This window comes from Xanthomonas sp. fls2-241-TYG-148 (genome assembly GCF_030208815.1).
Classification (GTDB): domain Bacteria; phylum Pseudomonadota; class Gammaproteobacteria; order Xanthomonadales; family Xanthomonadaceae; genus Xanthomonas; species Xanthomonas campestris.
Genome location: NZ_JARVTE010000023.1, coordinates 53,868 through 72,055 on the forward strand (window position 1 = coordinate 53,868; position 18,188 = coordinate 72,055).

The following is an 18,188-nucleotide window of genomic DNA, read 5'->3' on the forward strand; positions in this document are numbered from 1 at the left end:
CTAGTCCTGGCTGATGCCGTAACGGTCCATGCGCCGGTACAGCGCCTGCCGGCTCAGGCCCAGATCGGCCGCAGCCTGCGCGATCACGCCTTGTGCCCGCGCCAAGGCCTGTTCGATGCGTGCGCGATCCGGCTCGCCGCCGGGCAGCGGGGCTGGACGTGCAGCGGTACTGCGCGGCAGGTTGAGATCGGTGGCTTCGATGCGCACGCCCTGGGCCAACAACGTCGCGCGTTGCAGCACATTACGCAATTCGCGCACGTTGCCCGGCCAGCTGTGGCGTTGCAGAGCATCGCGCGCTTGCGGCGAGAGCAGGGTCTCGCCCGCCAGGAAGTGCTCGGCCAGCGGCGCGATATCGCCTGGCCGTTCGGCCAGTGCGGGCACGGCGATTTCGACGGTGTTGAGGCGGTAGTACAGGTCTTCGCGAAAGCTGCCATCACGGATCATCGCCGGCAGGTCGGCGTTGGTCGCGCTGATAACGCGCACCTTGGCATGCCGCTCGCGATTGGAACCCAGGCGCTCGTAGCGGCCGGTTTCCAGCACGCGTAGTAACTTCATCTGCCCGGCCAGCGGTAGGTTGCCGATTTCGTCCAGGAACAGCGTGCCGCCGTCGGCAGCTTCGAACTTGCCCTCGCGTGCCTTGTTGGCACCGGTGTAGGCACCGGCCTCGGCGCCGAACAGTTCGGCTTCGATCAACTCGCCCGGCAGCGCGCCGCAGTTCAGCGCGACGAATGGCCCGCGCTTGACCGCGGAATTGGCCTGGATGATCTCGGCGATCTTTTCCTTGCCGCTGCCGTTGGGCCCGGTGATCAGCACCGGCAGATCCGAGCGCGCGACCTGGCAGGCCAGCGCGATTGCGCGTTCGCTGGCGGGGTCGGCAAACACCGCGCCGCGCAGATCGTAGCGCTCGGCCAGCTGTTCGCGGCCACGGCGTTCGCGGTTGCGACGGCGTTCCAGCTCGCGGCGGGTTTCGGACAATTCCAGCAGGTTGTTGACCGTGGTCAGCAGCTTGGTGTCGTCCCACGGCTTGGCGACGTAGTCGGCCGCGCCGGCCTTGACCAGGCCGACCGCACTGCCCAGGTGCGTCCAGGCGGTGAGCAGGATCACCGGCAGGTCGGGGTGGCGCTGGCGGATCTGTGCAAACAGCGCCTCGCCCTCCTCGCCGGAGGTGGTGTCGGCGGTGAAGTTCATGTCCTGGATGACCAGGTCGAATTGCTGCTCTTCCAGCAAGTCCAGCCCTGCCTGCGGCGCATGCGCATGCCGCGACTCGATGTCATGCAGCGAGAACAGGACCTCCAGCGCCATGGCGACCGCGCTGTTGTCATCGATGATCAGGATCTGCGGCATCGCGGTCTCTTGGAGGGAAGTGGTGCGCGTCAATGATCGCAGCATACGGCGCCAGCCGGCGTTGCCGCATGCCGCGCGCGGGATGTCGACTGCGGGCCGCAGGGCAGAGCATCCTGCGTGATGCGTGCGCCGCCAGAGAATCGGTGGAATGTCTCGCGTGCGACCAAGACGGGCGACTGAACTACCTTACGGGTCGTGGTGGCGATGGGGGCGGCGGTGGCGCGGGCGGCAGCAACGGGGCATACAGTGACGCGGCCCAGTGCAGCGTCAGCGGTGCCTGCGCACGTACCACCTCCACGGTCACCGGTGTGCCTGCTGCGGCGCGCAAGGCGCGCAGTAGATCCGCCACGCTAGCGATGCCCTGGCCATTGGCCGAACGCAGACGGTCGCCCTTGCGCAGTTGCAGCGGCAGCGTGTTGCTGGCATCGGCGACCAGCAGGCCAGCGGCGGCGCTGGTCAGGACCAGCGTCTGTGCGTTGTGTTGCCAGCGCAGTTGGTGGTTATCGACGCGCAACACCTGATGATCGTGTTGGTCGCCAGCAGTCTGCGTGGCGGCGCGCATCGGCGTGCCGCTGCCGGCATGCAGCGCACCTGCCGCGGTCCCTATTGCGAGCGCGCTGACTGCGAGAACGGAACAGGCGAGAGGGCGCATAGGGATCCTATCCATCGAATTGAGAAATGCAGTCGCAGGGATCTGTGGCTGGAACGCCTGCAGCGAGGGGTTCCGGCCACACCTGCGGATCTGCTTGAGGCAACGGCCCATGGAATGCCTCAGGCGCTGCGCGTGGCGACGGCCGGGGGTACCGCAGCCGCGCGGCGTGCCGGCCAGAACACCGCGATCTGGCCAAGTGCCCACAGGGTCGCTGCCCCGATCGGCAAATAGATCAACGGCAGGCGTGGCAGCTCGTAGCGGGCCATCAGCCACAGATTGATCGAGTACGCCATGAGCATGCCAAGCACGATGCCGATCGAGGCGAGCAGGAAATTCTCGACCTGGAAATAGCGCAGGATCTGCCCGCGCGTGGCACCCAGCGCACGGCGGATGCCGATCTGCTTGGTCCGTTGCTGCACCCAGAAGCTGGCCAGGCCGACGATGCCGAGCGCGGTGACGATCAGTAGCGCGATGCAGACTGCTCCAAGCAGCCAGATCATTGCGCGGTCATTCCGGAAGTAATCGTCGCGGATCTGCGAGTAGGTTTCCTGCTTCAGCACCAGGCGACTATTGTCCACCTTCATCAGCGCTGCCACCGCGGCTTGCAGAATTTCCTGCCGCCTCGATGCATCGGTCACACGGATGATGTACTGGCCGTCGGTGTAAGGAATGCGCAGTGGAAGCAGCATCGAGTACTCGATCTGATCCATCCCGTTGGCGGGATTGGGGCGTGCCAATGTCTGCACGATGCCGACGATCCTGAGCGGTGTCTCACCTGCATAGACGGTTTTTCCCAACGCACTGTGATCGGGGAAAAGTTTGTCGGCTGTGTCTTGCGTGGCAATCATCGCGATGCCTCTCGTCCCTGCCACTTCCTGTGCGGTTTCTTCGGGCATGTACTCGTTCGACGTGAAGTCGCGTCCGGAGGTGAGCTGGAGTCCTAGCGTGCTGACAGCACCTTCACTGACCATGTATTGCGCCGCGTTGAGCGTTGAGCGTTCCTGGTCGGGCGTCAGCGCCAGGCTGCTGTTCCAGGAGTAGTTAACGAATGGGATCTGATTGGTCATGATGACGCTGCGCACCCCCGGGATCGCCCGTAGTGCCGCTAGGTCCTCGCGTGTACGCACCTCGGCATTGACCTGCGTGCCGATCCCACCTAGATGGATGCTGATCAGTTCCGATTCGGCAATACCGCTGGGACGGTCTAATTTTTCAACGCGGTTGCCGATCAGGAACAAGGCATTGCAGATAATGGCGCAGGCCAGCGCAATCTCTAGCACGATGAGTGCCGAGGCGGTCTTGTGGCGGCGCAATGTGGAAATGATGGGGCGGATGTCCATGGACGGTAACCTTCAATGAGATGCCGTGCCCGTCGCGTGCGACAGGCGTGGTGGTCAGGACGATTTGAGCTGCAGCGCCGGTGCGACCTGGATGGCGCGCCAGGACGGCAAGAGCCCCGCCAGCAGGCTGGCAATCAGCGCCAGCATGAAGGTCATCAGCAACATCTTCAGGTCCAGATGTGCCAGTGCGGCGTATTCGACAGGTTGCTGACGTACTGCCCACAAGCCTAGCCATGCCAGCCCCAGCCCAGCGATGCCCCCGGTCAGGCCGATTGTCCCTGCCTCTACCAAGCACTGCGCGAAGATGGCGCCGCGTGACGCACCCAGGGCGCGACGCACGCCAATCTCTCCGCTACGACGCAGGAATTTAGCCAGCAGCAGGCCCACGGTATTGAGCAGGCAGACCAGCAGGAAACCCAGCGCCAGCCACAGCTGCAGGCGCACATCGCTGGGGACCACCTGCTTATAGTCGAGCCACGCCATCACATTGCGAAGGCGGACGTTGTTTGGACGCTCGAAACGCCCGGCAGCACGTTGCTGGTCGGAATAATTGTTGAGATACGCCTTGTAATCGTCAGCCTGTGCCGGGCTGTCCAGTTCCACCCAGTACTGGATCCAGGTGCAGGACGCATTCAGTGCTGTCTGGTCCTTGTTGTCACTCTTGCCGAAGCAGTTCATACCGCCATAGCGACTCATCTTCAGGTCGATGGCGGTGGAGAATGGCACATAGACCTGTTCGTCAGCGCCGTAGCTTTCCGTGAGGTCGTAGAAGCGCGGATTCGGTGTCCATGTGGCAAGCACACCGGCGATGCGGAAGGTGTTCTTATCCACGCGCAATTCGCGGCCGACGCTGTTGCCCCCATCGAACAGCTTGTCGTTGAGTTTCTTGCTGATCACCGCGACACGTTCGTGTCCCTGGTCGCTGCCGGCGGACCAGCCCTGGCCATACAGGAACGGCGTGGCAAACATGGGGAAAAAATCGGCCGATGTGTAGCGTGCCTCTGTCTTGAATGCCGTCATTCCGTTCTTGGGCGGTTCGATCGCCACACGTCCACCGGTCATCATGGCCTGGTGCTTTGCGCGCTTCTCGCGTAGCAGGGTTTCCGCATCGAAGCGTGTCACCTGGTCATCGGGTTCGTCACCTGGTTGAAAGCTCGCCTTGGGCATCGGATCGACCAAGACATTGAACAAACGATTGCTCTTCTGCGGGATCGGATCGCCCGAGAGTACGTAGAACACCGTCAACGTGGTCATGCTGGCGCCGATGCCCAGCGCGATTGCGAGCACCATCAGTGCGGTGAGCACCTTGTTGCGGCGGAAGCTGCGCACTGCAAGATTGAAGTAATAGCCGAACATGCTCTGCTCCTCAGTCGGCCAGGGTGGATGCGGCGGCGGGCGCACGCATCAGGCTGGGATTGCGTTCCAGATCCGTGGCCTGGCCATCGACGATGTGTACGTTGCGCTGCGCGCGTGCAGCCAGTTCCGGGTCGTGGGTGACCATCACGATGGTGGTGCCCTGGCTGTTGATTTCCTCCAGTAGCTCCATCACCCCGCGTGCCATCTGCGAGTCGAGGTTGCCGGTGGGTTCGTCGGCGAGCAGCAGGCGCGGGCTGCCGGCCAGTGCGCGCGCGATCGCCGCGCGCTGCTGCTGGCCGCCGGAGAGTTCGGTGGGGTAGTGGCGCAGGCGCGAGCCCAGGCCGACCTTGGTCAGCGCTTCTTCGATGCGCTGCTTGCGCTCGGCGGCGGCCATGCCGCGATAGCGCAGCGGCACATCGACGTTATCGAACAGGTTGAGGTCGGGAATCAGGTTGAAGCCCTGAAAGATGAAGCCGATCTTCTGGTTGCGCAGACGCGAGCGCGCGTCGTCGGAGAGATGGCTCACATCCTCGCCGTCGAGCAGGTACTGCCCGCTGGTGAAGGTTTCCAGCAGCCCGGCCAGGTTGAGGAAGGTGGTCTTGCCCGAACCCGATGGCCCGGTAACGGCGACGAATTCGCCTTCGCGCACATGCAGGTCGAGCGAGCGCAGCGCATGTGTTTCCACCTGTTCGGTGCGGAAGACCTTGGAGACCGATTGCATCTTGAGCATTGCCGAAATCCTTGTGCGAAGAGAAAGAGGAGAGTGCGAGTCAATGCACGGTGACGCGCGGGGCGTCGCCGAAGTTGTCGGCGCCGGAAACCACCACGCGGTCGCCTGCCTGCAGGCCGGAGAGCACCTGCACTTCGCCCAGGCTGCTGACGCCCAGCTTCACCGGGCGGCGCGCGGCAGTGTTGCCTTCCATCACATAGGCGTAGCTGCCACCGGATTGTTCGACGAAGGGGCCGCGCTCGACCTTGAGCACATTGCGGCGCGTGTCGATCACCACCCGCGCGCTCATGCGCTGGCTCTGACGCAGGCCGGGCGGTTGCTTGTCGGTAAAACGGATGCGCGCGGTGACTTCACCATTGACCACTTCCGGCGAGACCGCCGAAATGGCGCCGGCGAAGGGTTCGCCGCTGCCGCTGGTGAGCTGGGCCGGCATGCCGATCGCCAACTCACGCGCGAAGCTTTCCGGCACCTTGATCTCGACTTCGAACTTGGACAGATCCACCACGCCCAGGATGGGCGCATTGGCGGCCACCTGGGTGTGCTGCACCGCCTGCACCTGGCCAACCTGGCCATCGAACGGCGACAGCAGGGTGAGCGCATCGACCTGGCGTTGTACTTCGGCCACCACCGCGCGCTGGCGGTCGGCCAGCAGCCGCTTGTTGCGCGAATCCAGGTCCGCGCCCTGGCCCTTCAAGGCGGCATCGCGCTGCGCGTGTTGCAGGTCGATGTCGGTCTTCTTCAAGGTGTCCTGTGCCTTGGCCAGTTCCACCTGCGGCACCGCGCCGCCATCGTAGCCGCGCTGGTAACGCTCCAGGTCGCGCACAGCGGCCTGTTTGTCGATCTTGGCCTGGTCGGTGAGCTTGCTGGCGCTGGCCCGGGCGAGCGTGGCATCCAGGGCGGCGCGGCTGGACTCGGCCTCCAGGCCGGCCAGGGTGGCCTGTTCCTGCGCCAGCTTGCTGCGCAGCTCGGGGCTGTCGATGCGCGCGAGTTCCTGGCCCTGCTTGACCACATCGCCAGCCACCACGCTCAGCGTCACCGTGCCGGCGGAGATGGCGTACAGCACCGGGCTGTTGGCGGCGATCACGCGGCCGTCGGCGGCGATGTCGCGCACCAGATCGCCCTGGCTCACGGTGGCGATGCGCACGCGGGCGGAGTCGAACGAGCGGCTGCCGGCGCTCCAGGCGTTCACCGCCCAGCCAATGCCGGCGAGGACTGCCAGCGCGGCAATGCCCGGCCACAGCCAACGGCGCCATGGCGCGGTCTGGGAGGAGGTGCGGAGTACCTGGTCCTGTGCGGAGGTGTCGCGGATCATGATCGGCTTGCTCGGTGGCGTGGGTGTCCTGAAGCAGGACACGTGCCAATCCGTAAGCTATTGATGTGTATTGATTTGTTCGGAGGGAGCGCAGTGTCCGCAGTGTCCGCGGACACTGGCGCGGACAGCCTGTCCGGTCGAGGTCATGCAGCGGACATCGGCGGACACGCTAAAATGCGCGGCTTCACTCCAGAGGTTGTCCTATGTGCGGCATTGTCGGCGCCATCGCCGGGCGCGACGTGGTTCCGGTCCTCATCGAAGGGCTCAAGCGTCTGGAGTACCGGGGCTATGATTCCTCCGGCATCGCGGTGCTGGACGGCACGCAGGTACGCCGCGTGCGCCGCACCGGCCGGGTGGCAGAAATGGCCCAGGCGGCACAGGCCGAGCAGTTTGGCGCGACCCTGGGCATCGGCCATACCCGCTGGGCCACCCATGGCGGCGTCACCGAAGCCAATGCGCATCCGCACATCAGTGCCGGCGTGGCGCTGGTGCACAACGGCATCATCGAAAACCACGAGGAGCAGCGCGAAAAGTTGCGCGCGCTCGGCTACACCTTCGAGTCGCAGACCGACACCGAAGTCATTGCGCATCTGATCCATCACCATCTTGCCGATGCGGGCGATCTGCTCAGCGCGCTGCAGCGCACGGTGAAGGAACTCACCGGCGCCTACGCGCTGGCGGTGATGAGCCAGGCCGAGCCGGAGCGCTTTGTCTGCGCGCGCATGGGCTGCCCATTGCTGATCGGCGTGGGCGAGGGCGAAAACTTCGTTGCCTCCGATGTCTCGGCGATTGTGCAGGCCACCCGGCAGGTGATTTTTCTCGAAGAGGGCGACACAGCCGAACTCCGCCGCGATAGCGTGCGCGTGTTCGATGCGAGCGACGCGGCGGTGGAGCGCCCGCTGCACCTGTCCGATGTCTCGTTGGCCTCGCTGGAGCTGGGCCCGTTCCGCCACTTCATGCAGAAGGAAATCCACGAGCAGCCGCGTGCGCTGGCCGACACCATCGAAGCGGCGATCGATGCCAAAGGCTTCCCCGCATCGTTGTTCGGGCCCACTGCCGATGCGGTACTGCGCGACATCGAAGGCGTGCAGATCCTGGCCTGCGGCACCAGCTACTACGCTGGCCTGACGGCGCGCTACTGGATCGAAGCGATCGCCGGCTTGCCGTGCAGCGTAGAGATTGCCAGCGAATACCGCTACCGCACTGCCTATGCCAACCCGAAGCATCTGATCGTCACCATCTCGCAGTCCGGCGAAACGTTGGACACGATGGAAGCGCTCAAATACGCCAAGTCGCTCGGGCATCTGCACACCTTGTCGATCTGTAACGTGCCGGAGAGCGCCATCCCGCGCGCCAGCGAGCTGGTCTGCTACACGCGCGCCGGTGCCGAGATCGGCGTCGCTTCGACCAAGGCATTCACCACCCAGCTGGCAGTGTTGTTCCAGCTGACCATGGTGCTGGGCAAGCTGCAGGGCCGTATCAGCGACAGCGAAGAAGCCGATTACCTGGAGCAGCTGCGCTTCTTGCCCGGTAGCGTGCAGCACGCCTTGAACCTGGAGCCGCAGATCATGGCCTGGGCCGAGCGCTTTTCGCCGAAGGAGAATGCGCTGTTCCTCGGCCGCGGCCTGCATTACCCGATCGCCCTGGAAGGCGCGCTCAAGCTCAAGGAAATCTCCTATATCCACGCCGAAGCGTATCCGGCTGGCGAGTTGAAGCACGGCCCGCTGGCGTTGGTGGATGCCACCATGCCGGTGGTGGTGATTGCACCGAATGACCGCCTGCTGGAAAAGGTCAAATCCAACATGCAGGAAGTGCGCGCGCGGGGGGGCGAACTGTTCGTGTTCGCCGATCAGGACAGCCATTTCAGCGAGTCCGACGGTGTGCACGTGATCCGCACACCGCGCCACGCCGGCGTGTTGTCGCCGGTGATCCACACCATCCCGGTGCAGTTGCTGGCCTATCACACCGCCCTGGCACGCGGCACCGATGTGGACAAGCCACGGAATCTGGCCAAATCGGTGACGGTAGAGTAAGCGCGCTTGGCCGAATCGCAGTGCTGGCTGCGAGAAGTTGGAGCCAGCACTGGGAATCCAGCCGGCGACTGTTGGCCGGAGGGTGTTAACCCCATCGGCGATGTCAGCGCAACGCGCCTCTTGCGATGGCTGTGCAGTAAAGCCGAGACGCTGCGACCCGGTGGGTACAGCGTTTCGGTCGCGGCGTTGGCTACGGCAGGACCAGATTGCCGTTTTCCGGGCGAGGTTCATTCATGATCACCGGCGCCGGTTGCCCTCTCGCGGTGCGATTTCCGCGGACCAACGCATCCTTCACGTTTCCGTTCTGGATGCGGACTTCCGGCGTGGTGTTGTTCTCGATCAGCGAGTTCTTCAATCGATCCCATAAGCCCACGCTTCCGGTCGCGCCGGCAGCGAAGTGATTATTGCGAATGATGCCGGTGCTGATGACTGCATCGGTGTACCAGGCATTTTCCCGATTGCCTTCGCTGATCATGAGGTTCATTCCCTGCAGGTTGAATGTCGCCGTCTGGCCAACGATAGAGGACGGATTGGCAACCGCATCTGCAGTGACTTCATTATTGAGCATCTGCGAGTGCCAGCCTGTCAGCAGTGAGCTGGCATCGGTGTAGAACCCACTGGGTTGCACGATGCTGGCACCAAAGCGATGCAGTCGGTTGTGTGCGTGGATGACATCGGCGGACGGGAAGAAGTTGGTGATCGGGCCGGCGCCACCATGGTCGTTATTGACGAACAACATCCGCCCGTTCGTGGTCACGATGGTGACGATGGAGCTCTGATCGGGTGGGATGTCCCATGCGCGGTCCAGGTTCACGCGGTTGCCCAGCGGCGATGCATTGCCCATCAGGTAACGCATCTGACCAGCCCCCTTGCCTGAGACGATCATCACCGAGTTGCCATCGGGATCGCATAGATACGGGACGTCTTTTGGGTTGCTGGCCAACGTCAGTGTTGTCCCCGAACTGGCTGCGACCTTGCCAAGATAGTTGCCAATGCCTTCGTCCATCGTCAGCTGCCAGCTTTGCTGTGCATCCTGCGGATACTGGCTGGCATTGTCTGCGTAGTACACGTCACGACCAGGCGCGGCGAAGCCGAGCTCGGACGGCGTCTTGTGGTAAGGCGCACCGGCGGAGATGTGCTGGTTGTGCGTAATGAGTGCGTTCTGCACATCGTGATTGAAGGTCAGTGCCAGCTCGTGCCATCGCAGGGTGTTGTTTTGCACGGTGGCGCCGTACACGTGCTTATCCATGGTGATCGGCTTGCTGGCCGTGATGTCGTTTCCGCTGATCTGCAGGTTGGAGACATTACTTGCCTGGATGCCGGTCGTCAGTGGCCCGTTGGCCGTGCGATCGGCTTGCCTGCCGAGTGTGAGCCGGATATCGCGGACGAATGGCACCGAGCGTAGGTCCGTCAGCGGCATATGCTCGAACACGATGCCGTAACCTTCGGTCATCGTCGGTGCTTCGATGGCCAGGTCACGTACGCCAAACAGGTTCGTGGCCCAGTTGATCTGCTGACCACATTTGGGTTGGCGTGGCGGCGTGTAAAAGATGCCATTGCCCCTGAATAACGTGGTGTTATTGGCCGTTGGGAAGGACAGCACGGTGGCGTCTTTGCCTGCGCCAGCGATGATCACGTGGTTTGGGATCTTTTGATTGAATCCCTGCGCATATTGCTGTGACAAGGTGTATCTGCCGGCGGGAATGGATACCACACCTCCGTTGGCCGCACAGGCGAATGCGGTGGCAAAGCTGGCATCATCCGATGCTCCATTGCCGGCTGGCGGCATCACCCTGCATTGCGTGTTCGGCCAGTTGGTCGGATAGGCAATGCTGACCGTTGTGATGGTGCGCCGTGGGGCGGTTCGATCTGCGCCAACGCCGAAATTTTCATAGCGGCTCCATGCACTTGGGCCACCGGAGCCGTTGTGCAAATACAGCTCATAGTCGCCTTCAGGCATGTCGGCGGGAATGGCAAAACTTTGCGCGTACATGCCTTCTTTTGGATTCGATGCGTCGGCGGTCAGTATCCGCTGCACGGCGCCGTTTCTGACCAGTGCAAGCCTGACCGGCTGGCTCGATTCCGACATCCTGCCCAACGCGGTACCGAACACAGTGAGCCTGCCGCGCGGCGATGCACCGCCGCCAACGTTGCCTTGCACAAACCAGATATCCGGTGCATTCACCAGCGTCGTCGCTCCTGCGCCATTGCCGGTGACAATCTGATACGCGTAGACACCGCGTGTGCGATCGGGCAGCTGAAACTTGAGCGATTGTTCGGTGGCTTGCGTCGGTGTCACGCTGCTCCAGCCGTTATTGGCGCTGTCTGCCTTCTCCAATGGACTGCCTGCCGCACCATCCTCGAGCCGGGTGAGGCGCACCGTGGCGGTAGGGCGAATGTTGCCGCCGCTGACCACCACCGTCTCATTGCGATCGACCGGTTGCGATGCCCAGAACGTCACCGCAGTGCCGGCAGGCACTTCTGCTTGACCGGGATACGCCGCAGACGCAAGAGTGATTGCGGCAGCTCTGATTTGACCTGCCGGTGTGCTGCCAGACTGCGCAGCAGCGTGACCATCGCTGCTAGGCACACACAGCGTCGAGGCCAGGACGACCGAAAATACAGCTATTTTTACACCCATGTTGGAGGATTCCTGATAGGGAAGCGCAGTGGTTCCGGTAAGTGCGGGAGCGCTTCAGACCCGTGCGCAGTGATCTCGCTTCGGCAGTTCGGCGGCCGACGATAGAGGACGGCAAGCGCAGAGCGTCATGTACGCACATATCGCTTCTGCAAGCGCAGAACCATGATGTCCAGTGGCGTGGGGGTCGCCGGGCAGCGGCCATCCTAGCGATGCGCACGCGTTTGAATGCGAACAGGTATCACACAGTCGGGCTCGCTTGGCGGCAACGTCTCGCTGCGGGAACCAGGTCACTCTTTGTCGGCGCGTGTGCCTTGGTGTGTGCTTCGGTGCGGACAGCGGGCATCCCACTGCAGGGCGCAGCCGCATGCAGTGGTGCGATGCGGTCACCGTGATGCGGTTGATGCACTTCGATGCGGTCGACCTGGAACGTATGGTGATCGCGCGCATGTACTGCAAGCCAACACATGCACGCGCATGTGCATGCCTGGGATACAGCGGCGCTCTCGCCTGTCAACCACGCTGCCGGTGCGCGGGGATATTGCTGCGTCTGCACCTGGAGCAGCAAGGCGCGCAGCGACTCTCTGTTCACTGCTTAGCGCTCGACCACAGGCATTGCCAGCGCAGTGGCCCAGGTTATGCATAAGCTCCTTGCGAGGGTGACACCACGCAGGAGGACACATGCACGAGTCTTTCAAGCAGGGCGCGCCGGCCGAACTGTGGCAGGCGCTGGTACGTGAGGCAGGGCAGCGCATCGCACAGCCGCTGGACGAATGGCGCGAGCACTATCTGGTGTTTGTCTTGCTGCGCTTCCAGCGTGATGCGCACCTGGTGTCGCGCACTCAGGCGCTGGCTTGGCTGCATGCGCAGTCGCAATCGGGCAGCGTGCGTGCGGACGCATTACGCGATGTCGGCGACGGCTGTCTGCTGATTGCCGGCCTGTTTCCCGGCGTGGCGCAGCGGCGGCGCTTGAACGTGGACTACTTCATCGAGCTGGGGCGTGGCGCCTATGCGGAGGTGGCCGACACGCGCTGCAGCGATGCCAGTCTGTTCGCGCAACTGGCCGACAGCTATCGCGAGCTGGTACGCACACTGGCCGCGTTGCGGTCGCCACGTGCCTGGCAGGAAGGTGCACACGGCATTCTGCACGCCTGATCCATCACGCCCGCCAGGGGACGTCCCGACAGCGGCGTGGGGACGGCCCTGACTGCCAAACGCCCCGCGCCGGCCCACACTATCCCTGCAGACTTGATCCGCCGGGCGACGTCACGTTGTCTTCAACGGATCAATCCTGTGCCATCGACCGCCGCACAGATGTGCGGTGCTGTCTTGCCGCACTGCGTGGGGGCGCGCAGTGCGGCCCTCATTCCCGTGGAAAGGACTCTCATGAAGGTGTTGATTGCCGCACTGCTGTGTGCGCTTGCTGGTACCGCCGTGGCGCAGGACATTCCGCCAGGCTATGCCGGTCAGGGTGGGATGACGCTGCAGGAGATCGACCCGGCCATCTACGCGTATCACTACGACCATGGGTTCACCGGCGAAGATGCCATGGGTTGGGATCCGGCGTTGCAGTTCGCCTGGTCGCGTCTGGCCGCCGCCAAGGTGTGTGCGCAGCAACCGGTCACCGATGCGGTGATCGCCAAGCTGGTCGAGCAGTATGGGCAGTCGGCCGACGTGCATCAGATCAACGGCATCACCTTCCATGAAGCGCAGATGCGCGCCGCCGGCACGTTCTGTACGCCTGCGCGCAATGCAGATGCCACCGCAGTGGTGCCCGCGTTTGCGGCGGGCGATTTTTCGCAGGCAACCGCCTACGCCGCGGCGGCCACCGCCGGTACGTTGGTGGTGGCTGCGGCAGAAGGCCAGACGGCTGGCGCCGCGCTGTCCGATACCGAGATGGCCTTGGCGCCCTCGGCAGACTGGGCCCTGCAACTGCCGTTGCATGCGCAGCTGAGCGTAGGTTCCAACGGCCAACCCAACGGCGACGAAATGTTGCGCGTGGTGCGGCGTGGGCATACCGGCGCACTGGTGGGTTTACAGATTGCCACCAGCCTGTTCGCGCGCGGCGTTGCGGCGTCAACCTTCAGCAAGGATCAGCTCAAGGGCGAAAAGATCAAGGACATCGGCAACCCGGGCTATATTCTGCAGCGCGATGCCGTCAACACGCATCTGAAGAGTTATTTCACCGGGCATCCGGCGGCCGTTCCGGTCGAACCATTCCCGCTGCGGGTCGTGATGTCCGATTGGCTGCTGGTCTATCAGAGCCTGGGCGACGAAAAGTCGCCTTATGAACTGCGTTATGCCGTGAGCATCGGTGGCGAACGCAGCGGCTTGCTCAAGCGCAAGGCCAGCCCGGTGAACCTGAGCTGCCAACCGACCCCACGCACCGCCTCATTGGAGGAGTGGGAGGCCGACAACTACGCCTTGGTCAAACAGACCGCGCAAGCCTACGCCGACGAGTGCGCGGCCAAGTTCGCCGAACGCCTGCCGCAATGGTTTCCGGACACCGCGACGGTTGCGGCGTCGAACTAGCCAACGTAGTAATCGGAATCGTGCGTATCCACCGCAGAACACGCCATAGGCAGGCTACAGGGCGTGGCTGGCTCGGCGAGCGGTCGCGCGGTTCATCTAGGCGCTTCCACACCACCGACTAGAGCGCAGGGCTTTGTAGTTGCGCCACTTAGAGCAGCTATCAAAACGACTGCGCAGCCGTCAGGCGGGCGCGGCCGGTGCTCGGAATCCTCATGTAGCCACGTACACTCCGGTTCCTCCGCGCCGTCCGCACCCACCTGACGACTGCTCGCTACGTTTTGTTAGCCGCTCTTAGCAAAATGGGCGTAAGCCTATTCGGCCCACGCCCATTCTGTTTTGCACAATCAAGAACAGAGCTATTAAACACCCGCGCGTGACTGAGTACGCTGTTGTTCTTGCTGGTCCTGTACCTGCAGAGTTTGCAGGGATTGTGCTTCCTGGCGAACCGCGTTGCTGCTTTGTTCTAATGGGCGCTCTGCAGCGGCTGCCTTATCCGTGTAGATCCGCTGGTGCGCCGGGTCGCTTGGCTGACCCTGTACCGCGAACAGTCCACTGCCGTCCTTGCTCTGCATCACCGCGTCGATGCGCTGCAGGCCGCTGACCTTGGCTTCGAACGCCAATGAGCCCGCCGCATTTTCCAATGCGCGACGGTCGGTGAATGCGGTCGGACCCAACTGTTCCAGCTTGCTCACGGCCTGGTTGTACAACGGATTATCGGGGTTGGTTTTTTCCGACAGCAATGGCGTTTTCTCGGCCTGCTTCAGCGCCTTGAGCGTATCGCCGCCAACGACGCCATCTTCCTGCAGTGCGTGTGCACGCTGAAACGCCTTGACCGCCTCACCTGTTCGCTGGCCGTAGGCGCCGTCGGCGTTGAGCTCATTGCCCTTTGCGTCCTTGTATCCCAACTGCTGCAAGGTCTGTTGCAACTTCAGAACCTCAGCGCCATGCGCCCTCTCGCGCAGCAAGCCGGATGTTTCTGCAGCCGTTTGCGCATGCGCCGGTTTATGCGTGTTGCCGTCGTGAGACTGCTGCTTGCTCTGACTGCGGTCCTGCAGCAACTCGCGCGCCTCGAATAGCGGGTCGCTGGCATAGAGCTTGACGCCCTTGGCGTGCTTGCGTTCGAGATAGGTATCCAGCGAGCTGAGCTCGACGCCTTCACTACCACGCGACTGGCTGATCTTGAGTTCGCCATCCTTGGGGTCGCGCACCACCATGGTGATGTGGTCGATGCCCTTGTAGCGCCCCTTGTCCCAACTCTGGGGGCCATTGTCCTCGCCAATGATCATGCCGTCTTTGAGGTTATGGGCAGTGACGTCTTTGCCTTGGATCAGGACCCCAGAGCGTTGTTCGGCCTTGCGCAGCAGTTCTGATGCACTATCGAAACCAGGGCTGAACTTTTCGTCTTTGGTGAAGATGACCTTGCCGGCGCCCTCGTTGATTTCACCCATGGTCGCGTTCTGCATCTCGACCACCCAGCCAGAACAATCGACCTTGCCTTTGTCCGGATCCTTTGCTCCCAGGCCGTACTTGACGTGGTCGTATTTGTTGGTGAGGTCATAGGCGGCATGGAGCGCGATGCCTTGCGCTGCAGCTTTCTCCGGCTGTGCAGGTGCGGGCTGCGATGGCGCAGCTTGCGACGGCGCCTGCTGCGTGGCCGAAACGGGCTCAATACCTTTTTCAGGGATGCGGATACGGTCCATCTTCGTATCCCAGTACTGCACGAACGTCTGTGCCATGTCCTTGTCGGACATGCGCTGGAACGTCGCCGCATCGACGCCCGTCAAAGACTTCAGTTCTTTTTCGCCGACATTGTTGAGGATGTTGGCGCGAGTGCTTTCAAGCCCGAAAGATCCTGTGGCGATCGCAGTCTGAAGAGAGCGGTAACCTGCAGCGCCTTGCTGATGGGCCATGTACATGTCCAGGCCATCAGGCGCCGGTTTGCCTGATAGGTAAGGCCGGCCATCGCGTTCATGCCGGTCAACCAGGCTCGTCCGGTTATCCAGATATAGCCGCGCTGCTGCATCTGTATTGACCACTGCGTCCAACTCACGTCCAGCGATGCCGTATTGCTCGGCGGTCCGAGGAGTGAACTGAAAGAGCCCCTTCGCACCAGCGGCTCCGCGACTGGCCAACTCGTCGAAGTTGCCGCCAGTCTCTACGTGGGCAAAGCGCATGAAGTCGTCAAGCGGAATATTCCGCTCGGTTGCTTCGCGTTCGATGATGTCGAGCACTTGGGCTCGTGAGTAGTTCGTCGGCATCGCTCAAGGTCCTTGATTGAGTGCTGCAGCCACGTGGCTGCAGCGGTACGCCGCCCGAACCAATTCCTTTGGTTCTGTATTAAGGGGCCGGCAAATACGATTTCTGGGCCGCATCGTAGCGGTATTCAACCGTTTCGTCACCCCCGCTCGTCGGCGGGTCAGCCGAAACAGTTACCCGTAGTGCTGGCAGGCCTTGTTGCTGGACAAACGCAAGCGTGCTGCTGTTCTTGACGCAAGGAATCTTCCCAGGCGCATCCTCGCCGCAATTTGCACTGTTGTCCTCCCCGGCCGGGATATTGCCGATATACGTCCAATGCTTGTCGTTGACGTCATCGGTTTCCTTCGGGTTGAACACGAGTGCCTCGTAGGAAAGGATCCGTACGCCCGACTGCAGGCTCCACGTCGGCACGGTCAGGACTAGTCGGCCGTCGTCGGTGACAAGTGTCTGTGGCTTACGTGTCGTGTCGACGGTGTTGCCCTGTTCCATTCCACCGAATTCGCCGATATAGGGCTCTGCGCCAAGAAGCTTCCATGGCGACTTGCTACCCGGTTCGCTGGTGACGAAGGTGGCGTGTGCCAAGGTCACCTTGGTGCCCGGCGCGGGATAGTGGTTCTCGCGCTCTGCACCGAAGAGCTCGGGCGTTTCCCATGCGAAGCCGGTGTAATAACGTGTACCGCCAAGTTCGAACTGAAAGCCGTACCAGTAATTAATCCAGCTGCCGTTGGCCACCTCGTAGGAAAGGGCGCCGTCGCCATCCACGTTGCTGATGAAGTACAGCACGCTGTCCGGACGGGGCGGCTGTAGTTGCTGGGTGGATCCCTGGGTTGCGTCCTGCATGGGAGAAGCATCCTTATCTGAAGGCTTTGTGGCGGTACTGGCTGCGGGGGGAGTCGCCTTTGAAGCCGCGGCATCCGGTGGCGCCGGCTTGCATGCGGCGATCGTTGCTAGCGCGAGGATCAGCGGGATCTTCCTGACGAGCATTGGGGTGCATCCATTGCGGAGGGCGCGGAAAGTCTACTCCAGCCCGGCTGCCTGTCCAGCCACCGAACCATGCCCGGCGCGGCGGCTGGACAGGGCTTTTCCTGCCCCTTGTTTCAACGTCTGCAACCGTGCGGTGTGGCATGTCTGCAACCGATCACTGCCAGCGACAGGACAACCGCCGGCAAAACGCCTGCGCGCTTACGCCAGCGGCGTGTTCGAGATGATCTCCACCCAATAGCCGTCCGGGTCCTTGATGAAGGCCAGGTGCTTCATGCGGCCGTCTTCCAGGCGTTTTTGATACGGCACGCCGAGGCTGTCGAAGCGTGCGCAGGCGGCGTGGATATCCGGCACCGAGATGCAGATGTGGCCGAAGCCGCGTGGGTCGCTGTTGCCGTCGTGGTAGACCGCACCGTCCTGGGTTTCGGTGCCGTGGTTGTGGGTGAGCTCGAGCACGCCGGGGATGCCGGCCATCCACAGACGGCGTGCGGCGTCATCGTCGGGCACTGCCGTGCCTTCGGCCAGCAGCGCGAGGAAATACAGGCTGAATTTTGCTTCGGGGAAGTCGCGGGCATCGAGCAGGCGGAAGCCGAGTACGCGGGTGTAGAAGTCCAGCGAACGCGGGGCGTCCTTGACGCGCAGCATGGTGTGGTTGAACACGAATCCCTGGGTGTCCGCTGGTGCGGCCGTGGCGCCGGGGACGTGTTGCAGGTCGGTCAAGGGCATGGGGCTCTCCTGAGAAGGATGGGGGGAGGGCAGCGGTGCTGCAGTGACTGGCATGGTACCGGGCAGGCAGTGGCGGGGATGTCTGTTTTCATTGCCAGCAGCGCGCTGGATTTTCGGCAGAAGCTAAGGGCATCGGCAGGTAGCGGCCTATGCCACAGTCACGTGCGGCCCAAAGCCGGATCCGAAGTCGAAGCTACACACCCACACTCATACCTACGGGCACCGCCACCGCCAAAACCACAGCGAGCGCAGGGCAAAGGCCAGAGCCAAAGCCCAAGCCAAAGCCAA

The 18,188-nt window shown here is 62.9% G+C and carries 13 protein-coding genes and 1 other RNA gene; 4 read left to right on the forward strand and 10 right to left on the reverse strand.

Going from position 1 to position 18,188, the window contains the following annotated elements; translation table 11 throughout:
• From QRM60_RS19800 to QRM60_RS19825, 6 genes are all read right to left on the reverse strand, one after another.
• Window positions 1-1,344: a sigma-54 dependent transcriptional regulator gene (locus QRM60_RS19800; protein ID WP_103701421.1), complete on the reverse strand. Its 1,344-nt coding sequence runs from the start codon at window positions 1,342-1,344 to the stop codon at window positions 1-3.
• A gap of 181 nt (window positions 1,345-1,525) precedes the next feature.
• Window positions 1,526-1,861, reverse strand: coding sequence for a PDZ domain-containing protein (locus QRM60_RS19805; RefSeq protein ID WP_029217161.1), 336 nt, complete (start codon window positions 1,859-1,861; stop codon window positions 1,526-1,528).
• 254 nt (window positions 1,862-2,115) lie between these two features.
• Entirely contained in the window at window positions 2,116-3,336 is a 1,221-nt protein-coding gene (locus tag QRM60_RS19810) for an FtsX-like permease family protein (protein WP_285446886.1), read from the reverse strand.
• A 54-nt stretch (window positions 3,337-3,390) separates the two neighbouring features.
• On the reverse strand, window positions 3,391-4,692 hold the full coding sequence (locus QRM60_RS19815; protein ID WP_285446887.1) for an ABC transporter permease: 1,302 nt from the start codon (window positions 4,690-4,692) through the stop codon (window positions 3,391-3,393).
• A 10-nt stretch (window positions 4,693-4,702) separates the two neighbouring features.
• Window positions 4,703-5,422: an ABC transporter ATP-binding protein gene (locus tag QRM60_RS19820; protein WP_057673335.1), complete on the reverse strand. Its 720-nt coding sequence runs from the start codon at window positions 5,420-5,422 to the stop codon at window positions 4,703-4,705.
• A 40-nt stretch (window positions 5,423-5,462) separates the two neighbouring features.
• On the reverse strand, window positions 5,463-6,734 hold the full coding sequence (locus QRM60_RS19825; protein WP_285446906.1) for an efflux RND transporter periplasmic adaptor subunit: 1,272 nt from the start codon (window positions 6,732-6,734) through the stop codon (window positions 5,463-5,465).
• Window positions 6,735-6,937: 203 nt separating this feature from the next.
• Here QRM60_RS19825 and glmS point away from each other — a divergent pair, with 203 nt between their 5' ends.
• Window positions 6,938-8,767, forward strand: coding sequence for a glutamine--fructose-6-phosphate transaminase (isomerizing) (gene glmS / locus QRM60_RS19830; protein ID WP_285446888.1), 1,830 nt, complete (start codon window positions 6,938-6,940; stop codon window positions 8,765-8,767).
• A gap of 190 nt (window positions 8,768-8,957) precedes the next feature.
• On the opposite strand, the gene QRM60_RS19835 is transcribed toward glmS, so the two are convergent.
• A complete protein-coding gene (locus QRM60_RS19835) occupies window positions 8,958-11,408 on the reverse strand; it encodes a hypothetical protein (RefSeq protein ID WP_285446889.1) in 2,451 nt (816 codons plus the stop codon).
• 678 nt (window positions 11,409-12,086) lie between these two features.
• Between QRM60_RS19835 and QRM60_RS19840 the strand changes: the two genes are divergently transcribed.
• From QRM60_RS19840 to QRM60_RS19850, 3 genes are all read left to right on the forward strand, one after another.
• Entirely contained in the window at window positions 12,087-12,560 is a 474-nt protein-coding gene (locus QRM60_RS19840) for a hypothetical protein (RefSeq protein WP_115003867.1), read from the forward strand.
• 231 nt (window positions 12,561-12,791) lie between these two features.
• Entirely contained in the window at window positions 12,792-13,937 is a 1,146-nt protein-coding gene (locus QRM60_RS19845) for a hypothetical protein (protein ID WP_285446890.1), read from the forward strand.
• Window positions 13,938-14,149: 212 nt separating this feature from the next.
• A non-coding RNA gene (locus QRM60_RS19850) (sX9 sRNA) lies at window positions 14,150-14,224 on the forward strand.
• A gap of 72 nt (window positions 14,225-14,296) precedes the next feature.
• Here QRM60_RS19850 and QRM60_RS19855 read toward each other — a convergent pair.
• From QRM60_RS19855 to gloA, 3 genes are all read right to left on the reverse strand, one after another.
• Window positions 14,297-16,168 carry a peptidoglycan-binding protein gene (locus QRM60_RS19855; RefSeq protein WP_285446891.1) on the reverse strand — a complete coding sequence of 624 codons (1,872 nt, stop codon included), beginning with the start codon at window positions 16,166-16,168 and terminating at the stop codon, window positions 14,297-14,299.
• 106 nt (window positions 16,169-16,274) lie between these two features.
• The gene (locus tag QRM60_RS19860) at window positions 16,275-17,033 is read right to left on the reverse strand and encodes a hypothetical protein (RefSeq protein WP_011035819.1); all 759 of its coding nucleotides are present in this window, start codon (window positions 17,031-17,033) and stop codon (window positions 16,275-16,277) included.
• A gap of 342 nt (window positions 17,034-17,375) precedes the next feature.
• Window positions 17,376-17,900 carry a lactoylglutathione lyase gene (gloA, locus tag QRM60_RS19865; RefSeq protein WP_115000028.1) on the reverse strand — a complete coding sequence of 175 codons (525 nt, stop codon included), beginning with the start codon at window positions 17,898-17,900 and terminating at the stop codon, window positions 17,376-17,378.
• Window positions 17,901-18,188: the final 288 nt, after the last annotated feature.

Excerpts from the sequence above, each read along its gene's own strand:
- QRM60_RS19800 (WP_103701421.1), bottom strand. The coding sequence starts at position 1,344 with ATGCCGCAGATCCTGATCATCGATGACAACAGCGCGGTCGCCATGGCG.
- QRM60_RS19810 (WP_285446886.1), bottom strand. The coding sequence starts at position 3,336 with ATGGACATCCGCCCCATCATTTCCACATTGCGCCGCCACAAGACCGCC.
- QRM60_RS19815 (WP_285446887.1), bottom strand. The coding sequence starts at position 4,692 with ATGTTCGGCTATTACTTCAATCTTGCAGTGCGCAGCTTCCGCCGCAAC.
- QRM60_RS19820 (WP_057673335.1), bottom strand. The coding sequence starts at position 5,422 with ATGCTCAAGATGCAATCGGTCTCCAAGGTCTTCCGCACCGAACAGGTG.
- QRM60_RS19825 (WP_285446906.1), bottom strand. The coding sequence starts at position 6,734 with ATGATCCGCGACACCTCCGCACAGGACCAGGTACTCCGCACCTCCTCC.
- glmS (WP_285446888.1), top strand. The coding sequence starts at position 6,938 with ATGTGCGGCATTGTCGGCGCCATCGCCGGGCGCGACGTGGTTCCGGTC.
- QRM60_RS19835 (WP_285446889.1), bottom strand. The coding sequence starts at position 11,408 with ATGGGTGTAAAAATAGCTGTATTTTCGGTCGTCCTGGCCTCGACGCTG.
- QRM60_RS19840 (WP_115003867.1), top strand. The coding sequence starts at position 12,087 with ATGCACGAGTCTTTCAAGCAGGGCGCGCCGGCCGAACTGTGGCAGGCG.
- QRM60_RS19845 (WP_285446890.1), top strand. The coding sequence starts at position 12,792 with ATGAAGGTGTTGATTGCCGCACTGCTGTGTGCGCTTGCTGGTACCGCC.
- QRM60_RS19860 (WP_011035819.1), bottom strand. The coding sequence starts at position 17,033 with ATGCAGGACGCAACCCAGGGATCCACCCAGCAACTACAGCCGCCCCGT.
- gloA (WP_115000028.1), bottom strand. The coding sequence starts at position 17,900 with ATGCCCTTGACCGACCTGCAACACGTCCCCGGCGCCACGGCCGCACCA.